Source organism: Deefgea salmonis (assembly GCF_020531905.1).
GTDB lineage: Bacteria > Pseudomonadota > Gammaproteobacteria > Burkholderiales > Chitinibacteraceae > Deefgea > Deefgea salmonis.
In genome coordinates this window covers 95,866-120,734 of the sequence record NZ_JAJAWG010000007.1, presented here as the reverse complement: position 1 = coordinate 120,734, position 24,869 = coordinate 95,866, and the positions used below count along the sequence as shown (strand labels likewise).

At 49.9% G+C, this 24,869-nt stretch carries 23 protein-coding genes and 2 riboswitches; of the genes, 9 read left to right on the top strand and 14 right to left on the bottom strand.

The features are described 5' to 3' along the window. Positions 1 to 57: 57 nt before the first annotated feature. The 9 genes from nadD to LG219_RS11485 form a co-directional block, all read right to left on the bottom strand. The gene (nadD, locus tag LG219_RS11525) at positions 58 to 693 is read right to left on the bottom strand and encodes a nicotinate-nucleotide adenylyltransferase (RefSeq protein ID WP_226764634.1); all 636 of its coding nucleotides are present in this window, start codon (positions 691 to 693) and stop codon (positions 58 to 60) included. Positions 694 to 705: 12 nt separating this feature from the next. Continuing rightward, on the bottom strand, positions 706 to 981 hold the full coding sequence (locus tag LG219_RS11520; RefSeq protein ID WP_226764633.1) for a chorismate mutase: 276 nt from the start codon (positions 979 to 981) through the stop codon (positions 706 to 708). A gap of 3 nt (positions 982 to 984) precedes the next feature. Continuing rightward, complete coding sequence (locus LG219_RS11515; RefSeq protein WP_226764632.1) at positions 985 to 2,241, bottom strand: glutamate-5-semialdehyde dehydrogenase; 1,257 nt, start codon at positions 2,239 to 2,241, stop codon at positions 985 to 987. 259 nt (positions 2,242 to 2,500) lie between these two features. Further along, the gene (locus tag LG219_RS11510; protein WP_226764631.1) at positions 2,501 to 3,394 is read right to left on the bottom strand and encodes a trypsin-like serine peptidase; all 894 of its coding nucleotides are present in this window, start codon (positions 3,392 to 3,394) and stop codon (positions 2,501 to 2,503) included. Positions 3,395 to 3,461: 67 nt separating this feature from the next. Then, complete coding sequence (locus LG219_RS11505) at positions 3,462 to 4,073, bottom strand: hypothetical protein (protein WP_226764630.1); 612 nt, start codon at positions 4,071 to 4,073, stop codon at positions 3,462 to 3,464. Positions 4,074 to 4,224: 151 nt separating this feature from the next. Then, positions 4,225 to 5,520 carry an ATP-binding protein gene (locus LG219_RS11500; RefSeq protein WP_226764629.1) on the bottom strand — a complete coding sequence of 432 codons (1,296 nt, stop codon included), beginning with the start codon at positions 5,518 to 5,520 and terminating at the stop codon, positions 4,225 to 4,227. Positions 5,521 to 5,740: 220 nt separating this feature from the next. After that, positions 5,741 to 6,460, bottom strand: a complete 720-nt coding sequence (gene rstA, locus LG219_RS11495; RefSeq protein ID WP_173533046.1) for a two-component system response regulator RstA — start codon at positions 6,458 to 6,460, stop codon at positions 5,741 to 5,743. Beyond that, the gene (locus LG219_RS11490; RefSeq protein WP_226764628.1) at positions 6,435 to 6,743 is read right to left on the bottom strand and encodes a hypothetical protein; all 309 of its coding nucleotides are present in this window, start codon (positions 6,741 to 6,743) and stop codon (positions 6,435 to 6,437) included. The genes rstA and LG219_RS11490 overlap by 26 nt, the downstream gene beginning before the upstream one ends. Positions 6,744 to 6,931: 188 nt before the next feature. After that, positions 6,932 to 8,410 carry an aldehyde dehydrogenase family protein gene (locus LG219_RS11485; RefSeq protein WP_226764627.1) on the bottom strand — a complete coding sequence of 493 codons (1,479 nt, stop codon included), beginning with the start codon at positions 8,408 to 8,410 and terminating at the stop codon, positions 6,932 to 6,934. A gap of 368 nt (positions 8,411 to 8,778) precedes the next feature. Between LG219_RS11485 and ald the strand changes: the two genes are divergently transcribed. From ald to LG219_RS11455, 6 genes are all read left to right on the top strand, one after another. Next, the gene (ald, locus tag LG219_RS11480; RefSeq protein ID WP_226764626.1) at positions 8,779 to 9,903 is read left to right on the top strand and encodes an alanine dehydrogenase; all 1,125 of its coding nucleotides are present in this window, start codon (positions 8,779 to 8,781) and stop codon (positions 9,901 to 9,903) included. 14 nt (positions 9,904 to 9,917) lie between these two features. After that, on the top strand, positions 9,918 to 10,667 hold the full coding sequence (locus LG219_RS11475) for a gamma-glutamyl-gamma-aminobutyrate hydrolase family protein (protein ID WP_226764625.1): 750 nt from the start codon (positions 9,918 to 9,920) through the stop codon (positions 10,665 to 10,667). A 57-nt stretch (positions 10,668 to 10,724) separates the two neighbouring features. Beyond that, complete coding sequence (locus LG219_RS11470; RefSeq protein ID WP_226764624.1) at positions 10,725 to 12,053, top strand: glutamine synthetase family protein; 1,329 nt, start codon at positions 10,725 to 10,727, stop codon at positions 12,051 to 12,053. Positions 12,054 to 12,078: 25 nt separating this feature from the next. Further along, positions 12,079 to 13,359, top strand: coding sequence for an NAD(P)/FAD-dependent oxidoreductase (locus tag LG219_RS11465; RefSeq protein WP_226764623.1), 1,281 nt, complete (start codon positions 12,079 to 12,081; stop codon positions 13,357 to 13,359). Between the two features lie 142 nt (positions 13,360 to 13,501). Further along, positions 13,502 to 14,035, top strand: a complete 534-nt coding sequence (locus LG219_RS11460; RefSeq protein ID WP_226764622.1) for a YbhB/YbcL family Raf kinase inhibitor-like protein — start codon at positions 13,502 to 13,504, stop codon at positions 14,033 to 14,035. A 44-nt stretch (positions 14,036 to 14,079) separates the two neighbouring features. Then, complete coding sequence (locus tag LG219_RS11455; RefSeq protein ID WP_226764621.1) at positions 14,080 to 14,904, top strand: helix-turn-helix transcriptional regulator; 825 nt, start codon at positions 14,080 to 14,082, stop codon at positions 14,902 to 14,904. A 155-nt stretch (positions 14,905 to 15,059) separates the two neighbouring features. Here LG219_RS11455 and LG219_RS11450 read toward each other — a convergent pair whose 3' ends face one another. Together LG219_RS11450 and LG219_RS11445 are read right to left on the bottom strand one after the other, a co-directional pair. Further along, complete coding sequence (locus LG219_RS11450) at positions 15,060 to 16,019, bottom strand: ABC transporter substrate-binding protein (protein ID WP_226764620.1); 960 nt, start codon at positions 16,017 to 16,019, stop codon at positions 15,060 to 15,062. Then, positions 16,019 to 16,525 (bottom strand): glycine cleavage system transcriptional repressor, encoded by a 507-nt coding sequence (locus LG219_RS11445; protein ID WP_226764619.1) that lies wholly within the window; start codon positions 16,523 to 16,525, stop codon positions 16,019 to 16,021. Before LG219_RS11445 ends, LG219_RS11450 begins: the two co-directional genes overlap by 1 nt. A gap of 137 nt (positions 16,526 to 16,662) precedes the next feature. On the opposite strand from LG219_RS11445, the gene LG219_RS15445 reads away from it, so the two are divergent. Next, complete coding sequence (locus tag LG219_RS15445; protein WP_284691687.1) at positions 16,663 to 16,791, top strand: hypothetical protein; 129 nt, start codon at positions 16,663 to 16,665, stop codon at positions 16,789 to 16,791. Between the two features lie 47 nt (positions 16,792 to 16,838). Further along, positions 16,839 to 16,925, top strand: a riboswitch (glycine riboswitch). 1 nt (position 16,926) lies between these two features. Beyond that, positions 16,927 to 17,023, top strand: a riboswitch (glycine riboswitch). Between the two features lie 92 nt (positions 17,024 to 17,115). Continuing rightward, positions 17,116 to 17,730 carry a trimeric intracellular cation channel family protein gene (locus tag LG219_RS11440; protein ID WP_226764618.1) on the top strand — a complete coding sequence of 205 codons (615 nt, stop codon included), beginning with the start codon at positions 17,116 to 17,118 and terminating at the stop codon, positions 17,728 to 17,730. Positions 17,731 to 18,108: 378 nt separating this feature from the next. Here the strand turns inward: LG219_RS11440 and LG219_RS11435 are convergent, their stop codons facing one another. Beyond that, a complete protein-coding gene (locus LG219_RS11435; protein ID WP_226764617.1) occupies positions 18,109 to 19,248 on the bottom strand; it encodes a GNAT family N-acetyltransferase in 1,140 nt (379 codons plus the stop codon). A 900-nt stretch (positions 19,249 to 20,148) separates the two neighbouring features. Next, a complete protein-coding gene (locus LG219_RS11430; protein ID WP_226764616.1) occupies positions 20,149 to 21,435 on the bottom strand; it encodes a DUF262 domain-containing protein in 1,287 nt (428 codons plus the stop codon). Positions 21,436 to 21,830: 395 nt separating this feature from the next. Between LG219_RS11430 and LG219_RS11425 the strand changes: the two genes are divergently transcribed. Then, positions 21,831 to 22,178 (top strand): hypothetical protein, encoded by a 348-nt coding sequence (locus LG219_RS11425; RefSeq protein ID WP_226764615.1) that lies wholly within the window; start codon positions 21,831 to 21,833, stop codon positions 22,176 to 22,178. Between the two features lie 164 nt (positions 22,179 to 22,342). Here the strand turns inward: LG219_RS11425 and gyrB are convergent, their stop codons facing one another. Continuing rightward, a complete protein-coding gene (gyrB, locus tag LG219_RS11420) occupies positions 22,343 to 24,772 on the bottom strand; it encodes a DNA topoisomerase (ATP-hydrolyzing) subunit B (RefSeq protein ID WP_226764614.1) in 2,430 nt (809 codons plus the stop codon). Positions 24,773 to 24,869: the final 97 nt, after the last annotated feature.

Sequence of the window (24,869 nt, the reverse complement as noted above, 5' to 3'; positions counted from 1 at the left end):
GCCACCGCCGAAGCTGATTTTTAACCCAATCAGCCACTTACGGCGCAGCATTATAATTTAACGATAAAGCCCACTTTGATCTAACAGGTCGAACACGGGGGTGAGCGCTGAAACATCTTCCCCGCGTGATAATAAATCACGCACTTGCGTCGACGAGATAGCCATAAGCGGGCTGGATAATAAACTGATTTTACCCCGAGACAGTGTCTCGGTGTTGGCTATTACGTGCCGACTGGCAAATTCTTCTGCTAAATCAGGGCTTAAGCGTGAATTTTCCACGTCAATATCAAACTCAGGCCGCGCTGCGATCAGTAAATGCCCCAAATCCAATAATTCACGCCAAGCATGCCACGTTGGTAAATGCTGCCAAGAATCAGCGCCAATCAACCAAACCAGCAAGGCTTGCGGATTTTCTGCTTGAATCTCGCGCAACGTATCGACGGTGTAACAGAAACCAGCCCGACGCACTTCTCGATCATCGGCCAGCAAACCCGCTTCGCCAGCAATCGCCGCCTTCACCCACGCCAAACGCTGCGCGGGGGATACTGGCGATATCGGACGATGCGGCGGTAAACCGGTGGGGATTAAGCGCACTTCATTGAGCTGCAATTGATCGCGCATACAGCGCGCCAAAGCCAAGTGCCCGTCATGAATGGGATCAAACGTACCGCCAAAAATGCCGATTTTTTGCATACTTAAATTCAATCAGCACTGCTGATGCTGCATAACAACTTGATCCAAAATCAATCGCTGCAATCGCAGCGCCCAGTCGGGATCAAGGCCGGTTTCGCTCGCCAAACGCTGTATTTTTTGCAATTGTGCCGTTTCGCGCGCCACGTCTTGCGCGGGCAACTGACACTGTTTTTTTAATGCCCCCACTTGGGCGGTGACTTTAAAACGCTCGGCCAGCAGCACAAACAATTGCTGGTCGAGCGCGTCGATTTGCTCGCGCAATGCGAGTAGCTCAGCGGGCACGCTCATCACTTAAACTCGAATCTCGCCATCGCCAAACACAATCCATTTTTCGCTGGTCAGCCCTTCTAAACCGACTGGACCCCGGGCGTGGATTTTGTCGGTTGAGATGCCGATTTCAGCGCCTAAGCCATATTCAAAACCATCGGCAAAGCGCGTTGACGCGTTAATCATCACCGAAGCCGAATCAACTTCACGCAAAAACTGGCGTGATTTAGTGTAATTTTCGGTCACGATGGCGTCGGTATGATGACTGCCATAGGTATTGATGTGATCCATCGCCTGATCCAGATCGTCAACAATCCGAATGGCAATAATCGGTGCTAAATATTCGGTGCGCCAATCGGCTTCTGTCGCCGCCAAAGCATCTGGCAAGATCGCTTGTGTAGCTAAGCAACCGCGCATTTCTACGCCTTTTTCGCGATAAATCGCGGCAATTTGCGGCAAAATCGTTGCCGCAATGGCTTCATTCACCAGCAGCGTTTCCATGGTATTACATGGTGCATAGCGATGCGTTTTGGCATTGTCAGCGATACGAACCGCTTTTACTGGATCGGCTTCATTGTCGATATACACATGGCAAATACCGTCCAAATGCTTAATTACTGGCACGCGGGCATCACGGCTAATTCGCTCAATCAAGCCTTTGCCACCGCGCGGGATAATCACATCGACAAATTCATTCATCGTAATCAGCTCGCCAACCGCAGCGCGATCTAGCGTTTCGATAATTTGCACCGCGCTGGCTGGCAAACCTGCCGCAGATAAACCTTCTTTAACGCAGGCCGCAATGGCTTGATTACAGTTAAATGCCTCGCGGCCACCGCGCAAAATCGTCGCATTACCCGATTTGATACACAACCCCGCCGCATCCGCGGTCACATTCGGGCGAGCTTCATAAATAATGCCGATCACGCCCAGTGGTACGCGCATTTTGCCGACCTGAATCCCGCTCGGACGGTATTTAAAATCACCCATATTGCCGATTGGATCTGGCAAGGCCACCATTTCACGCAGGCCTTGCGCCATTGTGGCGATGGTTTTTGGCGTGAGTTGCAAGCGATCGAGCATCGCCGCATCTAAACCATCGGCACGCGCTTGATCCATATCTTGTTGGTTGGCGGCGAGTAAAAGCGCGGCATCACGCTCGATGGCATCAGCAATCGCATTCAGTGCGGCATTTTTGGCGCCGGTATTGGCTTTGGCCATTAAACGGCTGGCAGCACGCGCGGCGCGGCCAACGTCTTGCATATATTGTTGGATATCCATCGATGACTCCCTAAAAATTGAATTCAATTGTAGCGGAAAGGCGCTAGTCGCAGGAAATCTCACGCAAAACCCCCAGCTACGCCGATGGCGATCAATGCGATCGGTTTGCAGCCAGCAGGCTGAGGCGTTTATGACAAAACAAAGCGACGGCCTTCAGCTAAAGTTACGGGTATATGCCCATAAGCCTTATTAGATAATACTTATGGCAATATACCCACCATTTTTAACCAACCTGCAGTATTGAATGGCCTGCAAGCACTTACAGCGCAGGCAATTGCAAAACCGTCACGCCCACATTGTCGGCTTTTTGGCGATTAAACCAATCGGGTGCCGAGCTTTGTACGCCGATCAACAGCGGGCCGTTATCGGTCGTTAACCAAATCGGCGACCCAGAATCACCCGATAAGGTGTCGCAACGATGAAACAAGGTATTGTTTTGACGAAATTTGCTTAAGCTGCAACCCAAATGCGCAGTGAGTAATTGATCATGATCTTCGGCAAAACCACCTTGATTAAGCTGCATGTTCGCCGTTTTAAACGCCAACTCTAAAGCCGCCCGCTCGCCTTTAAACAAAGGCATTGGTGCGGGTGCCACGCCTTCAACCAATTTGAGCTTGAGCCAAGCAATATCGTGTTCAGCCGCTTGCGGCAAGATATACACATCATTGCCTTTGTATTGCAAACCACGCTTAAACGCCGGATGAAATACTTGATCGAGCACTTGGTATTTGGCTTGATATTCACCCTGATGAAAACCGGCTTTAAACCATAAACCGGCATCGGGTTTACGTGCTTCCATCATAAAACAATGCGCGGCGGTCACCGCTAAATCGGGGGCGACCAGGGTGGCAGTGCAGTTGTAATCATTTTTGGTGGTGAGCTGGCCAATGGCAGCAAACGGCGCAGGATACGGCGCTGGAATCACCAAACGGTCATCCGTGCCAAAAAATAGAATCTGTTGTTGCCGTGAAAGTTCGGGATTTTGTTTGTCTGGCATACTCGCAGCACGAACAAAAGAGGCCGGCGGCATACTCGCCATCGGCTTGGTCGTATTCAATCGCGGCGGATTGAATGCCAGCGCCAAGGCACCGATCAGCGTGCAGGCACTCACAGTTAAGCCCAATGCGACGGCGATTTTTTCTTCAATTTTCATTTTGACCCAATCCACAATGCAAAAAGGGACGCTAGCGCGTCCCCTTTGTTTACAACGATGCGGCTAATTACTTAGCAGCAACAGTTGAAGCTTTAGAAGCTACAGCAGAGGCTTTTTTAGATTGTGCTTTTTGAGCAGCAGATGCTTTAGAAGCTACAGCAGAAGCTTTTTTAGATTGTGCTTTTTGCGCAGCAGAAGCTACAGAAGCGCCAGAAGCTTTTTTAGCTTGAGCTTTTTGTGCAGCAGACGCTACAGAAGCGCCAGAAGCTTTTTTAGCTTGAGCTTTTTGTGCAGCAGAAGCTACAGAAGCGCCAGAAGCTTTTTTAGCTTGGGCTTTTTGTGCAGCAGAAGCTACAGAAGCGCCAGAAGCTTTTTTAGCTTGGGCTTTTTGTGCAGCAGAAGCTACAGAAGCGCCAGAAGCTTTTTTAGCTTGAGCTTTTTGTGCAGCAGAAGCTACAGAAGCGCCAGAAGCTTTTTTAGCTTGAGCTTTTTGAGCAGCAGAAGCTACCGAAGCGCCAGAAGCTTTTTTAGCTTGTGCTTTTTGTGCAGTAGAAGCTTTCTTAGCGTGTTTTTCAACTTTCACTTCTTTTACTGCAGAAGCAGAAGAAGCTGGCGCAGCAGCGATAGCAACAGTAGAAGACAAAACAGCAGCTGCAATGATAGCGAGGAATTTGTTCATTTTGATCATCTCTTAAAATTGGGGTTAGCTGGATTTGTATCGCAGCTTTGACGGAACGGATTATGCGTTGGGCGTACTAAAGAGAGAAGTGGACCTTGGTTGCGTCTTGTAACTGAAAGTACGTAGTTAAGTTACATTACTTGCAGTTTACTTACAGGTCGAGCCGTAAAGCACAAGGCCACGCCAAAATAATCCGCGCCCCGCCCGCTGGCGCACTCTCAATACTCACCTGCCCGCCATGGCCACGCAAAATCATCGCCACAATCGCCAACCCCAAACCAAAACCACCGGTGGCTTTATTACGGCTGCCTTCCATGCGCGTAAAAGGTTGCAATAAACGACTGCGTTGCTCCTCTGGAATCCCCTCGCCATTATCATCAATCATTAATTGCGCCATGCCTTCATGCCACTTCAAAGTCATGACAATAGTATCGCCACCATAGCGGCGGGCATTACTTAACACATTGCTCACCGCACGGCCAAAGTAATAACTATCCATTTCCAGATATGGGTCAAGCAGATCGATTTGATTCACGACCACCGGCGCTTTGCCACTCAAGCTCAACTCTGCGGCAAGTTTACCCAGCCAAGGCAACATCGCTTGCGGCTGGATATTCATCTGCATTTGCGGGCTATCTAAGCTCGACATCGTTAGCCATTCTTCGATCAAGGCGTCAATCTGCCCTAAATCACGCTCTAACGCCGCCACTTGCGGGCCACTGTCGGTGCCGGATTTAATCGCCTCTAAGCGATAACGCATCCGCGCTAACGGCGTGCGTAAATCATGCGAGACCGCATCAATCATGGCGCGCCGCGAGCTGGTCAGCTGCTCAACGTCTTGCGCCATACTATTGAAGGTCACGCCCAAAGACGCCAAGGCCGAGCTTTCGTCGAGTTTGACTCGGGCGGCAAAATCGCCCTGCCCTACGCGGCGGCTTTGTTGAATGATTTGCAATAAATCACGCCAAAATGGTCGCAACCAAAGCCACGTTGGCAAGCCCAGCGCCGCCCCCATCATCAATAAGGCCAGAAAATCGAGCCAAGAAATATTATCCAAATCGGTCAAAAATGGAATCGGCCCCAACACCACCATTTGATCGGTTTTGTGAATCCGGTGAATATAAAGCCCTTTATCGAGCAATAAAATAATGTCGCCCTTTTCTAAAGATCGTTGATTCTCGGCGCTTAAGCTGTATTCGCCGAGCTTTTCAATTTGCACCGGCACTGGCAATTTACCGCGCAAACGCGATGCTTCGTCATGCCATAACGACGGCGGCAAATCGCCAAGTTCTTCTTCAATAATCGACACCGTCGATTTAAAAATATCGGTGAGGTAGCGCTGATTAGTGCGCTCAATCAGCTGCTTATAAATGCCGCCAATCAGTAAAGACGTGGCCAAAAAACACACGACAACGGTCAAATAAAATCGCAAAAAAACTTGGCGCATGAAAAATCCGAGGGGCGAAATATTAGAATATGGCTAGAAAAACCTCACCACAGAGGCACAGAGACGCAGAGACGCAGAGGAAAAACAAAAGACACCTTTGAACAAAATCAGTTTTGGTTTCGCTACAGCACCCAATCTAATGGTTTTCTCTGTGTCTCTGTGCCTCTGTGGTAAATCATTTTTTCACCCTCGTATTTAGAATAAATACTAGGGTATATGATTACTCGTCTTGCCAGATATCGCTCGCAAACAAATACCCTTTGTTACGAATGGTTTTGATTTTGCGGGGGTCAATCGGATCGTCGTCGAGTTTTTTACGTAAGCGAGAAATCGCCACATCCATACTGCGATCTAGGCCATCGTATTCAATACCGCGCAGTTTTTTCAGCAAATGATCACGGCTTAAAATCTCGCCGGCGTGGCTGGCCAATTCCCACAGCAAATCAAAATCGCTACTGGACAAACCCATTTGTTCGCCGCGATACACCGCGCTGCGATTACGGGCATCAATTTGCAAACGTCCAAAATTAAGCCGTGATTGATCTTGCACCGGCACTGCCGCCAGCAGGCTGCCACTACCGGCGTGGCGTAAATGAGAACGAATCCGCGCCAATAGCACCGAAGGCGGCGTGGTTTTAACTACGTAATCAGTCGCGCCGATTTCAAAGCCCAAAATCTGATTCATATCGCTATTGAGCGAGGTGAGCAGCACAATCGGTCCAGTATAAAACTCACGCAATTCGCGGCAAATGGTCAAGCCATCTTTACCGGGCAACATAATATCGAGCAAAATCAAATCAGGAGGATTGGCTTTCACATTGTCATTCACCCCTAAACCATCGCCGAGTACTTCGACGGTAAACTCAAACGAGCGCAAAAAACCGCCAATTAATTCGGCTAATTCAGCGTCGTCTTCAACAAATAATACTCGGGTACTCATTGTTTATCCTTTGTCTTACCTTGGGCATTGATGCCCGAATCACAGCATCCTGAATCACAACATCCCGAATCAACATCTCAATCGCCACGCGTAGCGCAGCCAGATCGCCCGCATCGCAATGCAAATAGGCCGTTCCAACAGTCCATTGCGGCGCAAATACAGCCACGCCAAGCAACGCCAATTCACTCACCAGCTGCTGGCAGCGGAACACTTTGGCTTTGCGCCGATGAAAACAATGCCGCTGTTTAGAGCAAAATAAGATGCGCGCTCGCTGGGAATCCATCGGCAATGATTTTATACTAAAAAAAGCCGCAATTTGAAAAGCAGCGGCAATCGATGCCAATAAACCTCAAAAAAACAAAAGGGTATTGAACGCTAGACTTATTAAAATAAGGCCTAGCGTTCAATACCCTTTACTATTTTAAATGCAGTGCATCGTAATACAGTGGATCAATTGCCAATTTCTTTGTTTTAAAACAATTTAATCAAAGTCGATTTCAATTCGGTGTATTTTTCTAATGCGTGTAGCGACTTATCGCGGCCATTGCCCGATTGCTTATAGCCACCAAAAGGCAGGTTCATATCTCCCCCTTCGTCGTAGCAATTAATCCACACCGTTGCGGCGCGCAATTGCTTGGCCATTTGATGCGCAGTATTTAAGTCCGACGTCCACACTGCGGCGGCCAAACCGTATTCGCTGTCATTGGCCATGGCAATCGCTTCATCTGGCGTATCAAACACCAGCACCGTCGCCACCGGGCCAAAAATTTCTTCACGCGCAATGCGCGCTGATGGGCTGGCTTTAAAAATCGCCGGGGTAATAAACCAACCCGACGCCACATGCACCGCTTCACCACCGCCCAACCACTCGGCCTCTTGCTTGCCAAGCTCAATCCAAGCCAATACTTTTTGGTATTGAATCTGATCAATGATCGCGCCCATTTTACAAGCTGGATCGAGCGGATTAGCTGGCGCATAATCCTTAGCCGCCGCTTGCAAGGCGGCCATAAATTCAGGATAAATCGCCTTTTGCACTAAAATCCGCGAGCCTGCCGAGCACATTTCACCTTGATTATAAAAAATCCCCCCCGCTGCGGCTGCAGCGGCAACGCGCACATCAGGGCAATCGGCCAAAATAATATTTGGCGATTTGCCGCCCAGCTCGAGCCAAACGCGCTTTAAATTACTCTGTGCCGCCGCTTGCATAATCGCTTTACCCACTGCGGTTGAGCCGGTAAAAGTGATGCAATCCACGTCAAGATGCTCAGCCAATAAGCGCCCAGTTTCAGCCGCGCCCGGTAGCACTTGCAACACGCCATCGGGCAATCCCGCTGTTTTGGCTAAAGCCGCAATATAAATCGCCGTTAGTGGCGATTTTTCGGATGGTTTTAAAATCACCGAATTACCCATGGCCAAAGCTGGGGCGATTTTCCAGCTACTCATCAAAAGTGGAAAATTCCAGGGTACCACCGCAGCGACCACGCCCACTGCCTCTCGCGTCACCATACCCAGCATATTGCCCGCCACGGGCACCACCTCACCACCGACTTTATCAATCGCCTCGGCATACCACTGAATACAATACGCACTACCGGCAATATCCACCGCTAAAGCGTCCGAAATCGGCTTGCCGGTGTCGAGGCTTTCCAGCAAGGCCAGCGTATTGGCGTGCTCACGAATCAACGCCGCCAAACGCAGCAAAATACCTTTACGCACAGCAGGCGCCAAGCCCGCCCAACGCTGATCATTAAACGCTGCGCGCGCCGCACGCACCGCGGTATTCACTTCAATGTCCGTGCACAGACTCACTGCGGCCAAAACCTGCTGCGTGGCTGGATTAATACAAGGAAAAGTATTCGCGGTTTGGCAATACGCGCCATCAATAAAAGCGCGCCCTTCAAACTGCAACTGCGCGGCGAGCGCCGACCAATCTTGCTGAGTTTTTGCCATGATGCATCTCTTGTAAGGTGACTTTATACAATGCGGCGCAGATTGCGCGATTGAGCAACGAGCAATGCGGCCAAGTGAACTCGATTGACTGGCCGCGCTATCGATCAAATACCCTATTGAACTGTTGGTTAATACCAAAACAAGCTGACTTTTAGCATACACCATGGCCAGAAACTGTTGACGCGGGTTTTGTCGCGCACTGGCGCTGATGCCAGCAATACTCTGCCGAACCTGCAATCTAAAAGTCGCTTGGTCAATCAATCGTCAGCAATGCTAAGAAACCGACCTTGGAAAAGGCAATTACCTAGCTACACTCTAAGTAAGCTCGTTAAAAATAATCATCGCCATTGCGCGCCAAGGTGAATCAGATGTTGATCGGCATACCGAAAGAAATTAAAAATCACGAATATCGTGTTGGCCTTACTCCAAGCGGGGTGAAAGAACTCGTCAAACACGGCCATCAAGTGTTAATCCAGCAATACGCAGGCGACGCGGTGGGTTTTACCGCCCACCATTACATCGGCGCCGGTGCGCAGATCGTCGATTCGGCGCAAGAAATTTACCAACGCGCCGAGATGATTATCAAAGTCAAAGAGCCGCAAGCCAGTGAAATTGCCCAACTGCGGCCCGGGCAAATCTTGTTTACTTATTTGCACCTCGCCGCTGATCCAGAACAAACCCAAGGCCTGCTGGCCAGCGAATGCATTGCCATTGCCTATGAAACCGTCACCGATGCACGCGGTGGTTTGCCATTATTAGCGCCGATGTCCGAAGTGGCTGGGCGAATGTCGATTCAAGCTGGCGCGCATTGCCTAGAAAAAACCCAAGGCGGCTCGGGGATTTTGCTGAGCGGCGTGCCCGGCGTCGCGCCGGCCAATGTGATCGTGTTAGGCGGTGGCGTGGTCGGTATCAATGCCGCCAGAATGGCGCTGGGTTTAGGTGCCAACGTATCGCTGTTTGATGTGTCTTTAGCGCGCCTTAAAGAACTAGACGCTCAATTTGGTCCGCAACTGACCACGCTGTTTTCGACCACCGACGCCATCGAAGTCGCGCTCGCCAGCGCCGATTTAGTCATTGGTGCAGTGCTCATCCCCGGTGCTGCGGCGCCCAAATTAATCTCTCGGCAAATGCTTAAGCTCATGAAACCGGGCTCGGTGTTAGTCGACGTGGCGATCGATCAAGGCGGCTGCTTTGAAACCTCGCACGCCACCACGCATGAGTCGCCAACGTATGTGGTCGACAATGTGATTCATTACTGCGTCGCCAATATGCCCGGCGGCGTGGCGCGAACCGCCACCTTGGCGCTGACTAATGCCACTTTGCCGTTTGCGCTGGCTATCGCCAATCAAGGTTGGCAACGCGCCTTGCAAAATGATCCGCACTTACGCAATGGCCTCAACATCTGCCGTGGCAAGCTCACTTATGCCGCGGTGGCGCGGGATTTAGCGCTCGATTACACCCCGAGTGAACAAGTCATTGAGACCATGATTTAAATAAAGAGATCATTATGGGTCTACCCATCATTGGTATTGTTTGCTGCCGCTGGCGCTTAGAAAGTGGCCATTTTTATCATCTAGTCGGTGAAAAATACCTCGCCGCCATCGCCGGAACCGGCGGCTTGCCGCTATTGATCCCCGCACTAGGCGCTCGCGATCACGCGCAAATTTTATCACTGGTCGACGGGCTGCTGTTTACCGGTAGCAATAGCAATATTGAACCCGAGCATTATGGCGGCACGCCCTTAGCCGATGATTTTAACGATGCCGAACGCGACGCCACCACGCTGCCCTTAATTCGCGCCGCCATTGCCGCCCACATCCCGATATTGGGCTTATGCCGTGGCGCTCAAGAAATCAATGTCGCTTTCGGTGGCAGCCTGCATCAACAAATTCAAACCTTGGATCACATGCTCGATCACCGCGAACCCGAAGGGGATATCGACACCATGTATGGTTTGGCTCACCCGATCGAGCTGGTGGCTGACGGCTTACTGCACCGCCTCTACGGACAGCAACAAGCAATGGTCAACTCGCTGCATCAACAAGGCGTCAAACAATTAGGCCACGGTTTAGTCGCCGAAGCGATTGCACCTGACGGCTTAATCGAAGCGTTTCGCTTGGCCGACACGCCAAGCTTTAATCTGGCGGTGCAGTGGCATCCAGAATGGCAATACGCCGACAACCCTCTATCGATGGCGATCTTTAACGCTTTTGCTGCTGCCTGTCAGGCGCATTACCAACATAAACATTTCGCTTAAGCGGGTAAGACAATCCGACCTCACCCAAGCGCAGCACTTTTGTTTGAAGGAATGATGATGAGCTTAATTAGCGAATGGCTGCGCGAGCGGCGAATCACCGAAGTGGAATGCGTAACCCCTGATTTTACGGGGATTGCCCGTGGCAAAATCGTACCGCGCGAAAAATTTAACGAAGACGACGGCATGCGCTTGCCGCAAGTGGTGCTGGTGCAAACCGTGACCGGTGAATACGCCGAAGGCATCACCCCCAGTACCGATCCCGATATGGTGCTCATTCCCGACCCCAATACCATTCGCCTGGTGCCTTGGGCCAAAGACCCGGTGGCGCAAGTGATTCATGATTGTTTTCATTTTGACGGCACCCCCGTTGAGCTATCACCCCGCTATGTATTGCGGCGGGTATTAAAGCTTTATGAAGAGCGCGGCTGGGAGCCGGTGGTTGCGCCCGAAATGGAGTTTTATCTGGTCGATATTAATCGCGACCCCGACCTGCCCTTGCAACCACCACTCGGGCGAACAGGCCGGCCCGAAACCGGACGCAAAGCGTATTCGATTGATGCGGTGAATGAATATGACGATTTATTCGAAGACGTCTATGACTATTGCGACGCGCAAGGATTACAAATCGACACCTTGATTCATGAAGTCGGCGCTTGCCAAATGGAAATCAATTTCTTGCATGGCAACGCCTTAGAATTAGCCGATCAGATTTTCTTATTTAAACGCACGGTGCGCGAAGCAGCGATTCGCCATCAAATGTATGCCACTTTTATGGCCAAACCGATGGAGCATGAGCCCGGATCGGCCATGCATATTCATATGAGTGTGGTCGATAAAACCAGCGGTAAAAATATTTACTCCAACGACGACGGCCAACCGAGCACGGTGTTTTATCAATCGATCGCTGGCATGCAAAAATACTTTCCGGCGGTGATTTCGCTATTTGCACCGTTTGTAAATAGCTATCGCCGTCTCACTCGCTACTATGCCGCCCCGATTAATGTGCAATGGGGTTTTGATAACCGCACTTGCGGTATTCGTATTCCGTACTCCACCCCTGCAGCGCGGCGAATTGAAAACCGCGTGCCGGGGGTCGATTGCAATCCCTACTTGGCATTGGCCGCTACTTTGGCTTGCGCTTATTTGGGTATTGTCGAACAACTCGAGCCGACTGAACCGCTCACGGGCGATGCATATAGTCTGCCGTTTGCATTTGCCAGAGAGCTAGAAGGCGCGATCAACCAATTGGCCGAATGCGCGCCGATTGCCGAGGTGCTGGGTGAAAAATTCATTACCGCCTATTGCGCCGTCAAACAATCGGAATACATCGAATACGCCAAAGTGATCAGCCCTTGGGAGCGTAAGCACTTGCTATTGCATGTTTGATGCTGTTTTGCCAACGGAAAACCCTATGAGTCAACTCAAGCACGCCGCCTCGTATTACGCCGCCAGCGCCCATCCACAGCCAGCAAGGCCTGAACTCAACCGCGATTTAGACGTGGATATCTGCATTATTGGTGCCGGATTTACCGGCATTTCGGCCGGACTGTTTTTAGCCGAAGCCGGTTATCAGGTGGTGATTTTGGAACAAGCACAAATCGCTTGGGGGGCTTCGGGGCGCAATGGCGGGCAAATCGTGAATTCGTATTCGCGCGATATGGATGTGATTGAACGGCAATATGGCAAAGCCACTGCCGACGCTTTGGGCGCAATGGCGTTTACTGGCAATCAAATTATTCGCCAAAGAATCGCGCATTATCAAATCGATTGCGACCTTAAAAATGGCGGTCTGTTTGCGGCGATCAGCAACAAACAATTGGGGCATCTGGCTGCACAAAAGGCACTCTGGGAGCGCTACGGCCATACCCAGCTAGAAATGCTAGATAAAGCCGCCATTGGCCAAGCCGTTGCCAGTGAGCGCTATGTCGGCGGCTTAGTCGATCATAGTGCCGGGCATCTGCACCCACTCAATCTGGCGCTGGGTGAAGCGGCGGCTTTTGAATCCTTGGGCGGACAAATCTTTGAGCAATCGGCGGTCACGCAAATTCAACGCGGCACCCGCCCATTAGTACAAACCGCGCAAGGCGCGGTGCGGTGCCAATTTGTGATTGTGGCTTGCAACGCCTATTTGGGCGATTTAATCCCTGAGCTCGCCGCCAAAACCATGCCGTGTGGCAGCCAAGTGGTTGCCACCGAGCCGCTGGGTGCGCTGGCTGAGCAACTGATTCCCAGCAATTATTGCGTCGAAGATTGTAATTTTTTGCTGGATTATTATCGTCTGAGTGCCGATCGGCGCTTGATTTACGGCGGTGGCGTTACTTATGGCGCACGCGATTTAGCGCATATTGAAGCGGTGATTGTGCCGAATTTACGCCAGACTTTTCCGCAGCTTAGTCAGGTACACATTGATTACGCGTGGACCGGCAATTTTTGTTTAACGCTATCGCGTTTGCCGCAAATGGGGCGGCTAGACAAAAATATCTATTACTCACAAGGCTGCAGCGGCCATGGCGTGACTTACACCCATTTGGCTGGGCGCTTAATTTCGCAAGCCATACAAGGCCATTACAGTCAATTTGATGCCTTCGCCAAACTGCCGCATCACCCTTTTCCCGGCGGGCGCTTATTACGCGTACCGCTCACCGCTTTGGGCGCTTGGTATTACGCCTTGCGCGATCAATTCGGCGTTTAAATCATCGCGATAACGCTTAAACGCTCAAAAATAATAGATAAATAACCAAATAGAGCGTTTAAGGATAAAATCTGAGCTTTCCAGAATCATCCACCTTTAAGATGCTGCGTATGATGGCTTTTCAACAACACGGAGCGCAATCATGAAACGCATTAGCACCGCTTTATTTATGGCCATTAGTCTTCACACCGCCTTTGCTGCTGAATTCCAACTCAGCAGCCAAGACATCCAAGCCAATGCGCCAATGACTCAAAAGCAAGAATTCAACGGTTTTGGTTGCAGTGGTGCCAATATTTCACCGCAACTGAGCTGGAAAAACGCCCCAGCAGGCACCAAAAGCTTTGCCATTACCGTGTTTGATCCAGACGCACCAACGGGTAGCGGCTGGTGGCATTGGAATGTGGTCAATATCCCAGCCCAAGTGCAATCGATTGCCAGCGGCGCAGTGCCTGCCGGCGCACTTGAAACGCGCACCGACTTTGGCCAAAGCGGCTACGGCGGCGCTTGCCCACCCGTTGGCGATAAAGCCCACCGCTATATCTATACCGTCTGGGCGTTAGATACCGAAAAACTCCCCGTCGATGCCAATGCCAGCGGTGCCTTAGTCGGCTTTATGCTCAACCAACATCAACTGGCAAAAGCGCAACTCACCGCAACTTATCAGCGCAGCAAATAATCCACGCGGCAAGCCTTGCCGCCAGCACACAAGAGCCAGCGGCAATGCCAGCATTCCAAACCAAGCAAATCAAATTGAGCCAAATCCAAGCCAAATCAACGCAATCTTTGCGCCAAATTTGCTGCTTGCAGCCGATGCTGATGCGCGTTCGCCAAGGTGAAAAACATCTCTTTATTGGCGAGCAGCATTTGATTGCTCGTGCGGGGGATTTGGTGATTGCGCCCGTGGGGCTAGAAGTCACGCTGCGTAATCAAGCCGATCAATATGGCTACGCTTGTGATGTGGTATTGCTCGACCCGCAACTGATTGCGCGCTGTCGGCAGCAATACCCCGAAGTTTTGCGGGCGGCACTGCTGCAGCCCGCGCAACTTTGCGTCCAACTTGATCCGTGGTTTGCGCTGCAATGGGATCAGTTATTTCAAGCCAGCGACGCAGAACCAACCCCGTTATTACATCATCGCGCCATCGGCTTACTGCTGGCGCTAGCCATGGCCGGACAAGGACAAGCGATTTTTATCGATAAAGGCGATTCAATTAGCCAGCGCGTGCAGCAATTATTATTGCTACACACCAGCAAGCCGTGGACGGTTGAGCAAATGGCGCAGCAATTACATTTAGGCGCGTCGACATTGCGCCGACAATTGATGCAAGAAGGCAGTTCATTTCGGCGTTTACTCGAACAAGTGCGCTTAAACACCGCTTTAGGCATGATACAAACCACCTCACACAGCATTGGCGATATCGCGCAGCAATGTGGCTATGCCTCGGCATCCCGTTTTAGCCGCCGTTTTAGCCAGCAATTTGGCGTCAAACCACTGCAACTCCGAGCCACCGTCGCCTCAGGCGCAGCGCTGGCTGTCGGCAATTAAAGTGATATCGTTTTATGGGTATATGAATAAAAGCCATTATCAATAAGGCCTACATTCATATACATCATTACATCGTTTTGTTCAGACGGTGTGTTGAGCGGCCCCTTAAGCACCATCAACACGTCATCGAAACATCGCACTGAAAAAAAGCCAATTTAAGGCAACCAACTCACTCGCTTACTCATTTTGCGGGGAATTTGAATTTTCCAATAATTGGCCTGCGCTCGGCTAAATATCAAATGCCCAGGGCTACTTTGCTGCACAGGCAATACCTGCCGAGGCTGTTGCAACATCGCGCGCGCCATCGTTCCGGCCACTGCGCCATGCTCAAACCCGGACAACACCATCCCGCCAGCCGCGCCCTGCCGACTAATCGCAACATCCCAAAAGCCAAAAATCGGCACCGGACTGTGCGCGCGCGTCCACGACATCACCTCATCGGCCTCCACATGCTGACCATTGGCCCCAATTAAGGCCTGATAAGTGCCCAATACAATCGCATCGTATTGCAAACTGGCATTCATCACTTTATTTTGCCAAAGCGAATAATTATTCACCAGCACCACATCAATATCATTGTGCTTTAAACGTTGAATATCGGCCTGTATAAAATAAGCCGATCGATCTTGATCTAATAACACTAAAATATTTTTTGCTTGCGGTAATAACTCACGAATTAAATTAAAGTTTTGCTGATACAAAGGGCGTTCAATCACCCCGGTGATATTTTCGGGTAATTTCCCACCAAAATACTGCGCCGGATCGGCATTAATGCCCAAAAATACCACCGGCATTTTCATTCTGGCCAATCTTGGCCCCAATAATGCCAAAGCCGCATCGTCGCCCAAAACCACTAAATCGGGCTTTTTTTGCTGAATTTCATAAAAAGCCAAATCAGCTTGCTCCAGATGCGCGCTGGTGGGTAAACGCTTGGTATCTAAAGCAATAAAATCCAACTCAGCGACGCCATCCAATTTACTGCGTAAACCATTTAAATACGCTTTATCCCAAGCGTTTTCTGGATGATAACTCTCCACCACAATCACTAAAGGATAAGCCATCACGGAGGACGCCAGAAAAAACAGCAGCAACGCCAAATAACGTAAATAGGACATTAATCAGTCCACTCCACCATTAAATCATCGGCAATACATTCCAATTGGCGATGCACTTGGTCTAAATCGACATCCAACGGCGCAGATAAAATTAATTGCGCATGAAACATCATTTCGCCCGACATAGCGCCGCTCGATAACCACGTTTCGAGTTTTTCAATATTCACCGCAAACCGCGCCAAAATCGTCGCCACATCTTTGACAATCCCAACGCGATCATGGCCAATTAAACTTAATGCCACGCTTTGCGAAACAAGCGTCGTTTCTTCTCGCTCAATATCCAATACCCCGCGAATATCCAGCCCGGCAATTTGCTGCAAAGCCAATAACACCTCTTCACCGGCCCCTGTCACGGCCACTTTAACAATCCCCGAAAACTGCCCGGCTAAACGAGAAAAAGAAGACTCAAGCCAATTGCCATTTTTAGCCGCAATTGTCGCCGCCAATTGCTCGACTAAACCCGATCGATCTGGACCAATCACTGAAACAATCAATACATTATTCATGATCTTCCCTTGCCAATTCACCATAGAGACTTAGCTTAGCCGATTTCTAAAGCCAAACTCACATTTACCCGAAACACACAGCAGATTTCCCACAACAACGATCATCGGCGGCAATATATCAATCTTAGCAATGCGATATGACACAGCCACATTCAGCGCATTTAAAGCGCAATCAATCAACGCTGCCAATCTACGATGTACGCCCATTTATCAATCCAGTCATTGGCAATCCATGGCGATTAAATCCGCATTTAAATGGCGAATAATCTAGCGATGCTTAAATTGACTCGTTTTGGATTTAGCGTTAGCATCGCCCCTCCTCGCGGGAGAGAAAGGCATCTGCCTTCGCCGAAGACGCAAGCTCCCAGAATCGCTCAGGCCCATGTACCGCAGGAATTTTGATTCAGCCAATTGGAGAGCGGTTGCTCAGCGCAACCCACCGAAGGGGCAAGTGGCACCCGCCACGCAACTCTCAGGTAAAAGGACAAAGGGAGAGGCTATTCCAACACTTGGAATTCACACTAGGAACCCGCCTTGTCCGCAATTTATCCGCAGCAACCCACCCCAAGCAATACACCGCGAGCCCGCCCATGCTCACATTAATCTATTTACTGGCCATTTCGGCCGAAGCCATGACCGGTGCCCTAGCCGCTGGCCGCCGTAATATGGATATTTTTGGCGTATCGGTCATCGCCTTTTTAACCGCCTTAGGCGGCGGCACGGTGCGCGATATTTTACTCGGCCGCTACCCCATCGCATGGACGCAGCATCCTGAATACGTGGCTTTAGTCATCGCCAGCGGCATCGCCGCCGTCTTAATTAGCCGGCATATGAAACGCCTGAATCGGCTATTTATGTTCCTCGACGCCCTTGGCCTTATCGCCTTTACCATCATCGGCTGCGACGTGGCTTTGGCCATGAACTACCACCCGCTAATCGTTTTATTATCTGGCATGATCACGGGTATTGCCGGCGGCATCTTGCGCGATATGCTCTGCAATCGAGTACCCATTGTTTTTTTGCGCGAGCTCTACGCCAGCGTCTCGATGCTAGTCGGCTTACTGTATATCGGCCTATTCACGCTCAAGATCGACCACGACCTCAACGTCACCGCCTGCTTCGCCCTTGGCCTACTCCTACGACTCACCGCCCTCAAACGCGGCTGGCGACTCCCGGCATTTAACTATCGACACGATATGCATTGATCTCATTCGACCAGCATTAATAAGGCCGCAAACGATTGTTTGCGGCCTTATTGTTATTGGGCACATCAATATCGTAGGGCGGGTTAGCCTTTAGGCGTAACCCGCCAATTTGATGCTGATACCACCAAACTCAATCCGCAATGTAAGTTGGGCTAAGCCTGCGCAGCCCAACAATCGAGAGGCTAAGCAAACAGTTCGCGCCAAAATATTTGCAGGTATAGAGATGAAAGCCAGACATATCAGCATCTACACCAACATACCTATTGAACTTCGAGAGGAATAAAATCAATACTCGGTAAACGTTGGGCTGCGCAGGCTTAGCCCAACCTACGATACTGACCCCATTGATTTTTCTTGAGCAAATACCTAAGGCTGATTTCAGCTTTCTAGCCGAAACGGCAGATGCGTGCTCATTTCCAATTGGTATTGCTCGGTGGCGGCGGCTTCGCGGGCGATGAATTGGGCGACACTGTGGCGCATGCGGGGGTTGGCGATCCAATAGCTGCCCCAAGTCATCACCGGCTCAAAGCCGCGCGCTAGCTTGTGTTCGCCTTGTGCACCAGGCTCAAAAGTTCGCAGTCCATGTTCAATCGCGTAGGTGATGCCTCGGTAATAGCACAGCTCAAAATGCAGGCCGGGGCATTCAATATCCGCACCCCAATGGCGGCCAAACAGTGTCGTGCCGCTGCGATAGCAAATCGCCGACGCGACCAGATCATCGCCTTGGTAGGCAACAAACACCACCATTGCACGGCCAATTTGCGCGGCGAGTTGCTGGAAAAATTCGAGTGAAAATGCCGGATGATTGCCATAGCGGCGGAAGGTGTCGGCGTATTGCCGATAAATGGCTTGCCAGCTCGCCGCGTCGATTTCGTCACCATGCAAAGTCGCTAAACGTAAACCCGCATCGCTGACATAACGGCGTTCGCGGTTGAGTTTTTTGCGCTTCATCGCGGTGAACGTCGCCAAAAAATCGTCAAAATCGGCGTAATTTCGATTTTTCCAATGAAATTGCACGCCGCCACGCAGCAACATCCCCGCATTTTCCAGCGCGGCGCGATCGCTCTCTTGCACAAACAAGCATTGCCATGACGAGGCTTTGAGCTCTTGCGCGACATGAATCGCTGCTGCAATTAGCTCATCTCTCGTGGATTCAGGCTCGCCTTGCGCCAAGACACAGCGCGGCCCCGGCGATGGTGTAAATGGAATTGCCGACACCAATTTGGGATAGTAGGCCAGCCCTGCGGATTGCCAAGCTTGATCCCATTGCCAATCGCGCGAAAAATCACCAAAGGAATGCTGGCGCAAATACAGTGGCAAAAAAGCGCGCGGTGATTCGTCTGCCGCTTGCAGCACGACATGCACAGGCTGCCACGCTAAATCAGCGCTGGCCGCGCCAGTGCTTTCGGCAAGCCCCAAGAATTCTCGACTCAAAAATGGATCATTGCCGCGTGCCAACTGCGCCCATTGTGCGGGGCTGAGATCGTTGGCGGTATTGAGTAGGGCAATACGGGTCATGACATCACTTGCCAGATTGAATAGAGAATGATGCTAGCACAATGGATTGCCGCGTTCGTTTGGATTTGGCAGTCATACCGGTTATTTGAAAATCAAAGGGGTCAGACTCGATTGATTCCACGGAAAACTAGAAATCAATCGAGTCTGACCCCATTGATTTTCGTAAGGGAAAAAGTGGCGAAAAAGATAGCATAGGATTTAACGACTGAGGCGACAACTAGTTTGACAATTACCGCAAGTAGTAAAGTTTGACGACAAAAAGCCCGCATAGCGGGCTTTAAGCCTTTCAAATAGCAGTAAAAAACCTCAATTCCACTCGATTATGAAAAAACTAAATATCTTTTAAAAACAATACCACGACTAGCAACTTTGATTTAGCCGGGGTTACGCCCTTCACCTAAAGCGCTCGAACAGCGCACCCATGCGGTCAGGGGGGATTTCCTTGACCTGTGCTCCTTGCCGCTCAACCCACTTACCACCCCAGTGGGAAGGCGTATCCTGACCAATAATCTCGAAGACGAAGACCGTCTTATCAAAGTATTGAACACATTTAAGATGAGTGCCTATGTAAGACTTGAGCGGTTCTGATAGTACGGAGCGTCCGACTCTATCTGCGATGTCTTGAAACATCTGATCAAGGTTCTTTCCTGCACGCGTTGCTTCGTGATCTACTCCAGTTATATGAAAGCCGTTAAAGGACAAGGGTTTGCTTCCGAAAACTTCTTGTACCCTTGCCGCAGTCTTAGTATTCTCCGCGACACCGACAAGTACGTAGCCCTTGCTTCCCTTGCCAATATTAGCGATAGCAGCACAGGTCTCCATTATTTTGTTGAACGAACCCTCATCGAAGGAGGGCGATGGGTCAAGAGTATAGAAACCTTGCTTGAAATCGTAGGCTGCTTACTCAGTCATTGAATTTGTTAGCAAGTTTTGGAATTTAGTGACCCAATGAACCTTCGCTGGATCTGGATTCTTGTCCTCTTCGAAATAGCTCTGTATCCAGCCAACGATTGAATCGATCATCCTGCTCCGGTTATCCGCGCCCCATCTCCCTCCATCTTGAACCTGAATGCTTTTTCCACAATCTGTTAGCCGTGCTATCAGGCCCTTACTGTTTGAGACCACCATGCTCTTCTTAACAATCAAGTCATGGAGGGCGAGAAAAACAACTTGGTAGTAACGCGGCACCGGGTTGTTACTATTCCCGTTTGGAAAAATCAATCCAGTAAATGTCGCTTGCGCCTGACTTAGAAGCAGGATTACAGCGTCGTGCACTCGTTGATAGTCAAGATCGACGAGTTCCAAACTTCTCTTTCTAACTGCCTGGTTAATTGTGTCGAATCGTGCCTTGCTGGTAGGAGTCTCCGGGAATGTTGCGCCGAAATAGTCGTCGAGAAGCTCGGTGCGTGATGCCACAGGCTCGTCAGACACCATGTAAGCAACAATGTCGGCGACCATTTCCTCATCCCTGCTCTGCCGAAGCTGATCTTTCGACAAGATTCCATTAGCGACCCAGAAGACGTTGTCAGCATTGATGCCATAGTCTAGCTCCTTGTTCGTGATGCTAATTTTTTGCATCTCGCTTAACTGCAGGAGGTCAGTATTCGATGTGTCACCACGTACTCGTGCAGAGATTTTCCGAATACACTCAGCGAATGTATCCGTCGCACCTGCAGCCCGAAGTTCCTGCCGAGAAAGCTGGCGGCCGCCAGAGTTAATACGCCGAAAAACCTCCTCCACGGATTCTTTCTCCGCCGCCTCATAAATTGAAAGCGGCACTGGATAAGATGCAATCGATAGGCATCGACCTCGGTCGAGTAGTGGCGTCTTTTGGGCAATCACTTTTCGATCAAGTAGGTCTTTTGTCGTCGCAAATGTATTTAAATCAAAGTAGCAACCTTCTAACGAAAAATCGTTAGTGATAAAAGACATGATGGCATTCATGCGCTGCATCCCATCAATAATCTCGAGAGTCCCATCTTTCCTCCCAAGAGGCTCGGCGAGCAAGATAATAGGGATCGGGAAACCCTTAATTATTGAGTCAATAAAGCTTTGCTTTTCCTCAATAGTCCAAATTAGCTTGCGCTGATACTGCCGGTTTACAACGTATTTTTTTTCCTGAAAGTTGATAAAAACTCGTTCAACTTGTTCGCCTCGAACGATTAGCTCTTGCTGTAACGCTGCCATTTTATCGCTGCCCTAATCTTTCTCACGTGGAGTTAGTTATAAAAAAAGTCAGAATAAGGTAAATAAACTTTGCCCCACACCATCAATTGGTGTTCACTCCGGATCGAATAATGTTACTGGCTTGGTTTTCTTTTACAATGCCTATCGGTAGCACCCAAGCTCAGCCCTGTCCGCTATCGAATTTCTTAGATCACATTAAACCCAGCCCCTCGAGAGCATAACACTACAGATTCAACTGTTGCCCATTTGTCGAGGCGCATACATATCGTATGTGTCCTTTCCTCGTCATTGAGGAAATCAAAGGGGTCAGACTCGATTGATTCCACGGAAAACTAGAAATCAATCGAGTCTGACCCCATTGATTTGCATTTAAAGCAGAACACTGGCAAGAAATCTTGAATGAAACAATGAGCCGAATAGATATTGCAAGTGAAAATAACTCTCTCTGGTCTTGGAGTAAACCAATCACAGCGCTCTATGCTTGGAAAGAAGCGAAAGGCCTTGAAGAGATGCAAACGTGGCTCAAAACGCAACTCAGCAATAAAGACGTACTACTCAGATTAGCTGCGATCCGTACTGGGTTTGGAGATGCATTAACAATTGAGAATCGGGAACTACTCCCTGATGAATTTATTGGTGCCGTTTATAAATTGCTTGAACAAACGCCATCAGACTTAACCACCGAAGAGCGCAATAAACTAATTTTCTTTAAATCAGCATGGGAACAAACACAGACAAGCTAGTTTTTTGCGCACAAATCCTTATAGGATTTTCACACCCTAATCGTTCTCTTTCTTGATAGGTATAACCATGCAGCCATTAACAAATAAGCCTTGCATGGCTATACCCAAGAAAACAAAAAGCCACCGCATGCGGTGGCTTTTTGGTACTGACAAAAAATTCTTTTTTAAACGTCGAGATTGCGCGCTACGAGGGCGTTTTGTTCGATGAATTGACGGCGGGGTTCGACTTGGTCGCCCATTAATGTGGTGAATACTTCATCCGCAGTAATGGCGTCGTCGATGTTCACGCGCAGTAAGCGGCGAACGGTGACGTCCATGGTGGTTTCCCATAATTGTTCTGGATTCATTTCACCCAGACCTTTATAGCGCTGAATGCTCATATTGCGGCGCACTTCGGCGAGTAACCAATCGAGGGCTTCTTTAAAGCTTTTCACTGGCTGCTCGGCGGCACCACGGCGAATCACTGCGTCGGCGTGGATGAGGCCCATTAAGGCATCGGCCATGCGGGCAATTTGGGCGTAACCACCCGACAACAAGAAGTCGCTATCGATGTATTGCATCGTTACCACGCCATGCAAGCGGCGTTCGATGCGAATTTGCCAGCCGGCGTCCACTGATTCAGCGGCAAACTGAAATGCCGGATGATTCACTGCGGCGCTCAGACGAGCAATGCTGTCGTTGGCGCTGGTTTCATCGTCCAAAACGAGGGCTTTAATTTTAAGTAAAGCGTTCAAAATCATTGGATCAAGGAAACGGCTTTCGCGCTCAATCACGGACTCGGTCAAAATAAATTGTTTCGAGAGCGTTTCAAGTGCTTCACCACTAATAACGACGTCATCGGCGCCAGTGGCTAGTTGCGCGCCATTCATTGCCGCGCGGAGCAAGTGTTGTTTGAGCTCTTGTTCGTCTTTAAGGTAAGTTTCGTTTTTACCTTGTTTGACTTTAAATAGCGGCGGTTGCGCGATGTAGATATAGCCACGTTCAACCAGTTCTGGCAATTGACGATAGAAGAAGGTCAACAGCAAGGTACGGATATGCGAGCCATCCACGTCCGCATCGGTCATGATAATGATGCGGTGATAGCGTAGTTTTTCGATATTAAAATCGTCTTTACCAATGCCGCAACCGAGCGCCATGATTAGCGTGCCGATTTCTTGGCTGGCGAGCATACGATCAAAACGCGCGCGTTCTACGTTCAGGATTTTACCTTTGAGTGGCAAAATCGCTTGGAATTTACGGTCTCGCCCTTGCTTGGCTGAGCCACCCGCGGAATCGCCCTCAACGAGGTAGATTTCTGACATGGCAGGGTCTTTTTCTTGGCAATCGGCCAATTTACCCGGCAAGCCCAAGCCATCGAGCACGCCTTTACGACGGGTGATTTCACGCGCTTTACGCGCCGCTTCACGCGCTCGCGCTGCGTCGACGATTTTGCCGCAAATGATTTTGGCGTCGAGTGGGTTTTCCATCAAAAAGTCGGCCAAAGCACCGCTTAAGACTTCACTGACCACCGGGCCGATTTCGCTCGAAACCAATTTATCTTTGGTTTGGCTGGAGAATTTTGGATCTGGCATTTTGACGGATAGTACGCAGGTCAAGCCTTCACGCATATCGTCACCACCGGTTTCTACCTTGGCTTTTTTGGCAAAGTCATGGCTGTCGATGTATTGATTCAGTGTACGCGTCATGACTTGGCGCAGTGCCGTCATATGGCTACCGCCATCACGTTGCGGAATATTATTGGTAAAGCATTGCACTGATTCTTGGTAAGAATCATTCCATTGCATCGCCACTTCCACACTCATGCCGTCTTTTTCGCCCAGCGCGTAAAAGATATGTGGATGCAAAACTGATTTAGTGCGGTTCACGTATTCAACAAAACCACTGACACCACCGGTGTAGTTAAAAGTTTCTTCTTTACCGCTACGACGATCCAATAGCTGAATGTTGACGCCATTGTTCAAAAACGACAGCTCACGAATTCGCTTGGCTAGAATTTCAAAGTGAAACTCAACCACGCCAAAGGTTTCTACCGAGGCCATGAAATGCACTTCAGTACCACGGCGCTCGGTATCACCGACTTCTTTCAATGGCGAAACGGCTTCACCATGACGGAATTCCATCGTATGTTTTTTACCATCGCGACGAATTGTTAGGCGCAACCAATCAGACAGCGCATTAACAACCGATACCCCTACCCCATGCAAACCGCCCGAAACTTTGTAGCTGTTTTGGTCAAACTTACCGCCCGCGTGCAATTCAGTCATGACGATTTCAGCGGCTGAGCGCTTAAATTCGTCGTCTTCTTTAATTTGCGTTGGAATACCGCGACCATTGTCTTCAACACTCACCGAGCTATCGGCGTGAATGATGACGCGAATGGTGTCGCAATGCCCAGCCAATGCTTCGTCAATCGCATTGTCGAGCACCTCAAAGACCATATGATGCAGACCGGTGCCATCTTGGGTGTCACCGATATACATACCGGGACGTTTACGAACGGCTTCGAGACCTTTTAGGATACGAATACTATCTGCACCGTAGTCGGCTGACTGGGCGCTCTCTGGGGCTTGCGGGAGGTTTTTTTCTTCGTTCATGGCTTTTTTGAGTATGGGGATTAGGAAGTGGGGATTAGGGAGTGAGGCGCAGAAAACTGGGGCGAATGCCCCATTCCCTACTCCCTACTCACCGCAG

What these genes read in the sequence shown, in the direction of transcription:
- nadD (WP_226764634.1), bottom strand. Translation starts at nt 693, where the DNA reads ATGCAAAAAATCGGCATTTTTGGCGGTACGTTTGATCCCATTCATGAC.
- LG219_RS11520 (WP_226764633.1), bottom strand. Translation starts at nt 981, where the DNA reads ATGAGCGTGCCCGCTGAGCTACTCGCATTGCGCGAGCAAATCGACGCG.
- LG219_RS11515 (WP_226764632.1), bottom strand. Translation starts at nt 2,241, where the DNA reads ATGGATATCCAACAATATATGCAAGACGTTGGCCGCGCCGCGCGTGCT.
- LG219_RS11510 (WP_226764631.1), bottom strand. Translation starts at nt 3,394, where the DNA reads ATGAAAATTGAAGAAAAAATCGCCGTCGCATTGGGCTTAACTGTGAGT.
- LG219_RS11505 (WP_226764630.1), bottom strand. Translation starts at nt 4,073, where the DNA reads ATGAACAAATTCCTCGCTATCATTGCAGCTGCTGTTTTGTCTTCTACT.
- LG219_RS11500 (WP_226764629.1), bottom strand. Translation starts at nt 5,520, where the DNA reads ATGCGCCAAGTTTTTTTGCGATTTTATTTGACCGTTGTCGTGTGTTTT.
- rstA (WP_173533046.1), bottom strand. Translation starts at nt 6,460, where the DNA reads ATGAGTACCCGAGTATTATTTGTTGAAGACGACGCTGAATTAGCCGAA.
- LG219_RS11490 (WP_226764628.1), bottom strand. Translation starts at nt 6,743, where the DNA reads ATGGATTCCCAGCGAGCGCGCATCTTATTTTGCTCTAAACAGCGGCAT.
- LG219_RS11485 (WP_226764627.1), bottom strand. Translation starts at nt 8,410, where the DNA reads ATGGCAAAAACTCAGCAAGATTGGTCGGCGCTCGCCGCGCAGTTGCAG.
- ald (WP_226764626.1), top strand. Translation starts at nt 8,779, where the DNA reads ATGTTGATCGGCATACCGAAAGAAATTAAAAATCACGAATATCGTGTT.
- LG219_RS11475 (WP_226764625.1), top strand. Translation starts at nt 9,918, where the DNA reads ATGGGTCTACCCATCATTGGTATTGTTTGCTGCCGCTGGCGCTTAGAA.
- LG219_RS11470 (WP_226764624.1), top strand. Translation starts at nt 10,725, where the DNA reads ATGAGCTTAATTAGCGAATGGCTGCGCGAGCGGCGAATCACCGAAGTG.
- LG219_RS11465 (WP_226764623.1), top strand. Translation starts at nt 12,079, where the DNA reads ATGAGTCAACTCAAGCACGCCGCCTCGTATTACGCCGCCAGCGCCCAT.
- LG219_RS11460 (WP_226764622.1), top strand. Translation starts at nt 13,502, where the DNA reads ATGAAACGCATTAGCACCGCTTTATTTATGGCCATTAGTCTTCACACC.
- LG219_RS11455 (WP_226764621.1), top strand. Translation starts at nt 14,080, where the DNA reads ATGCCAGCATTCCAAACCAAGCAAATCAAATTGAGCCAAATCCAAGCC.
- LG219_RS11450 (WP_226764620.1), bottom strand. Translation starts at nt 16,019, where the DNA reads ATGTCCTATTTACGTTATTTGGCGTTGCTGCTGTTTTTTCTGGCGTCC.
- LG219_RS11445 (WP_226764619.1), bottom strand. Translation starts at nt 16,525, where the DNA reads ATGAATAATGTATTGATTGTTTCAGTGATTGGTCCAGATCGATCGGGT.
- LG219_RS15445 (WP_284691687.1), top strand. Translation starts at nt 16,663, where the DNA reads ATGACACAGCCACATTCAGCGCATTTAAAGCGCAATCAATCAACGCTG.
- LG219_RS11440 (WP_226764618.1), top strand. Translation starts at nt 17,116, where the DNA reads ATGCTCACATTAATCTATTTACTGGCCATTTCGGCCGAAGCCATGACC.
- LG219_RS11435 (WP_226764617.1), bottom strand. Translation starts at nt 19,248, where the DNA reads ATGACCCGTATTGCCCTACTCAATACCGCCAACGATCTCAGCCCCGCA.
- LG219_RS11430 (WP_226764616.1), bottom strand. Translation starts at nt 21,435, where the DNA reads ATGGCAGCGTTACAGCAAGAGCTAATCGTTCGAGGCGAACAAGTTGAA.
- gyrB (WP_226764614.1), bottom strand. Translation starts at nt 24,772, where the DNA reads ATGAACGAAGAAAAAAACCTCCCGCAAGCCCCAGAGAGCGCCCAGTCA.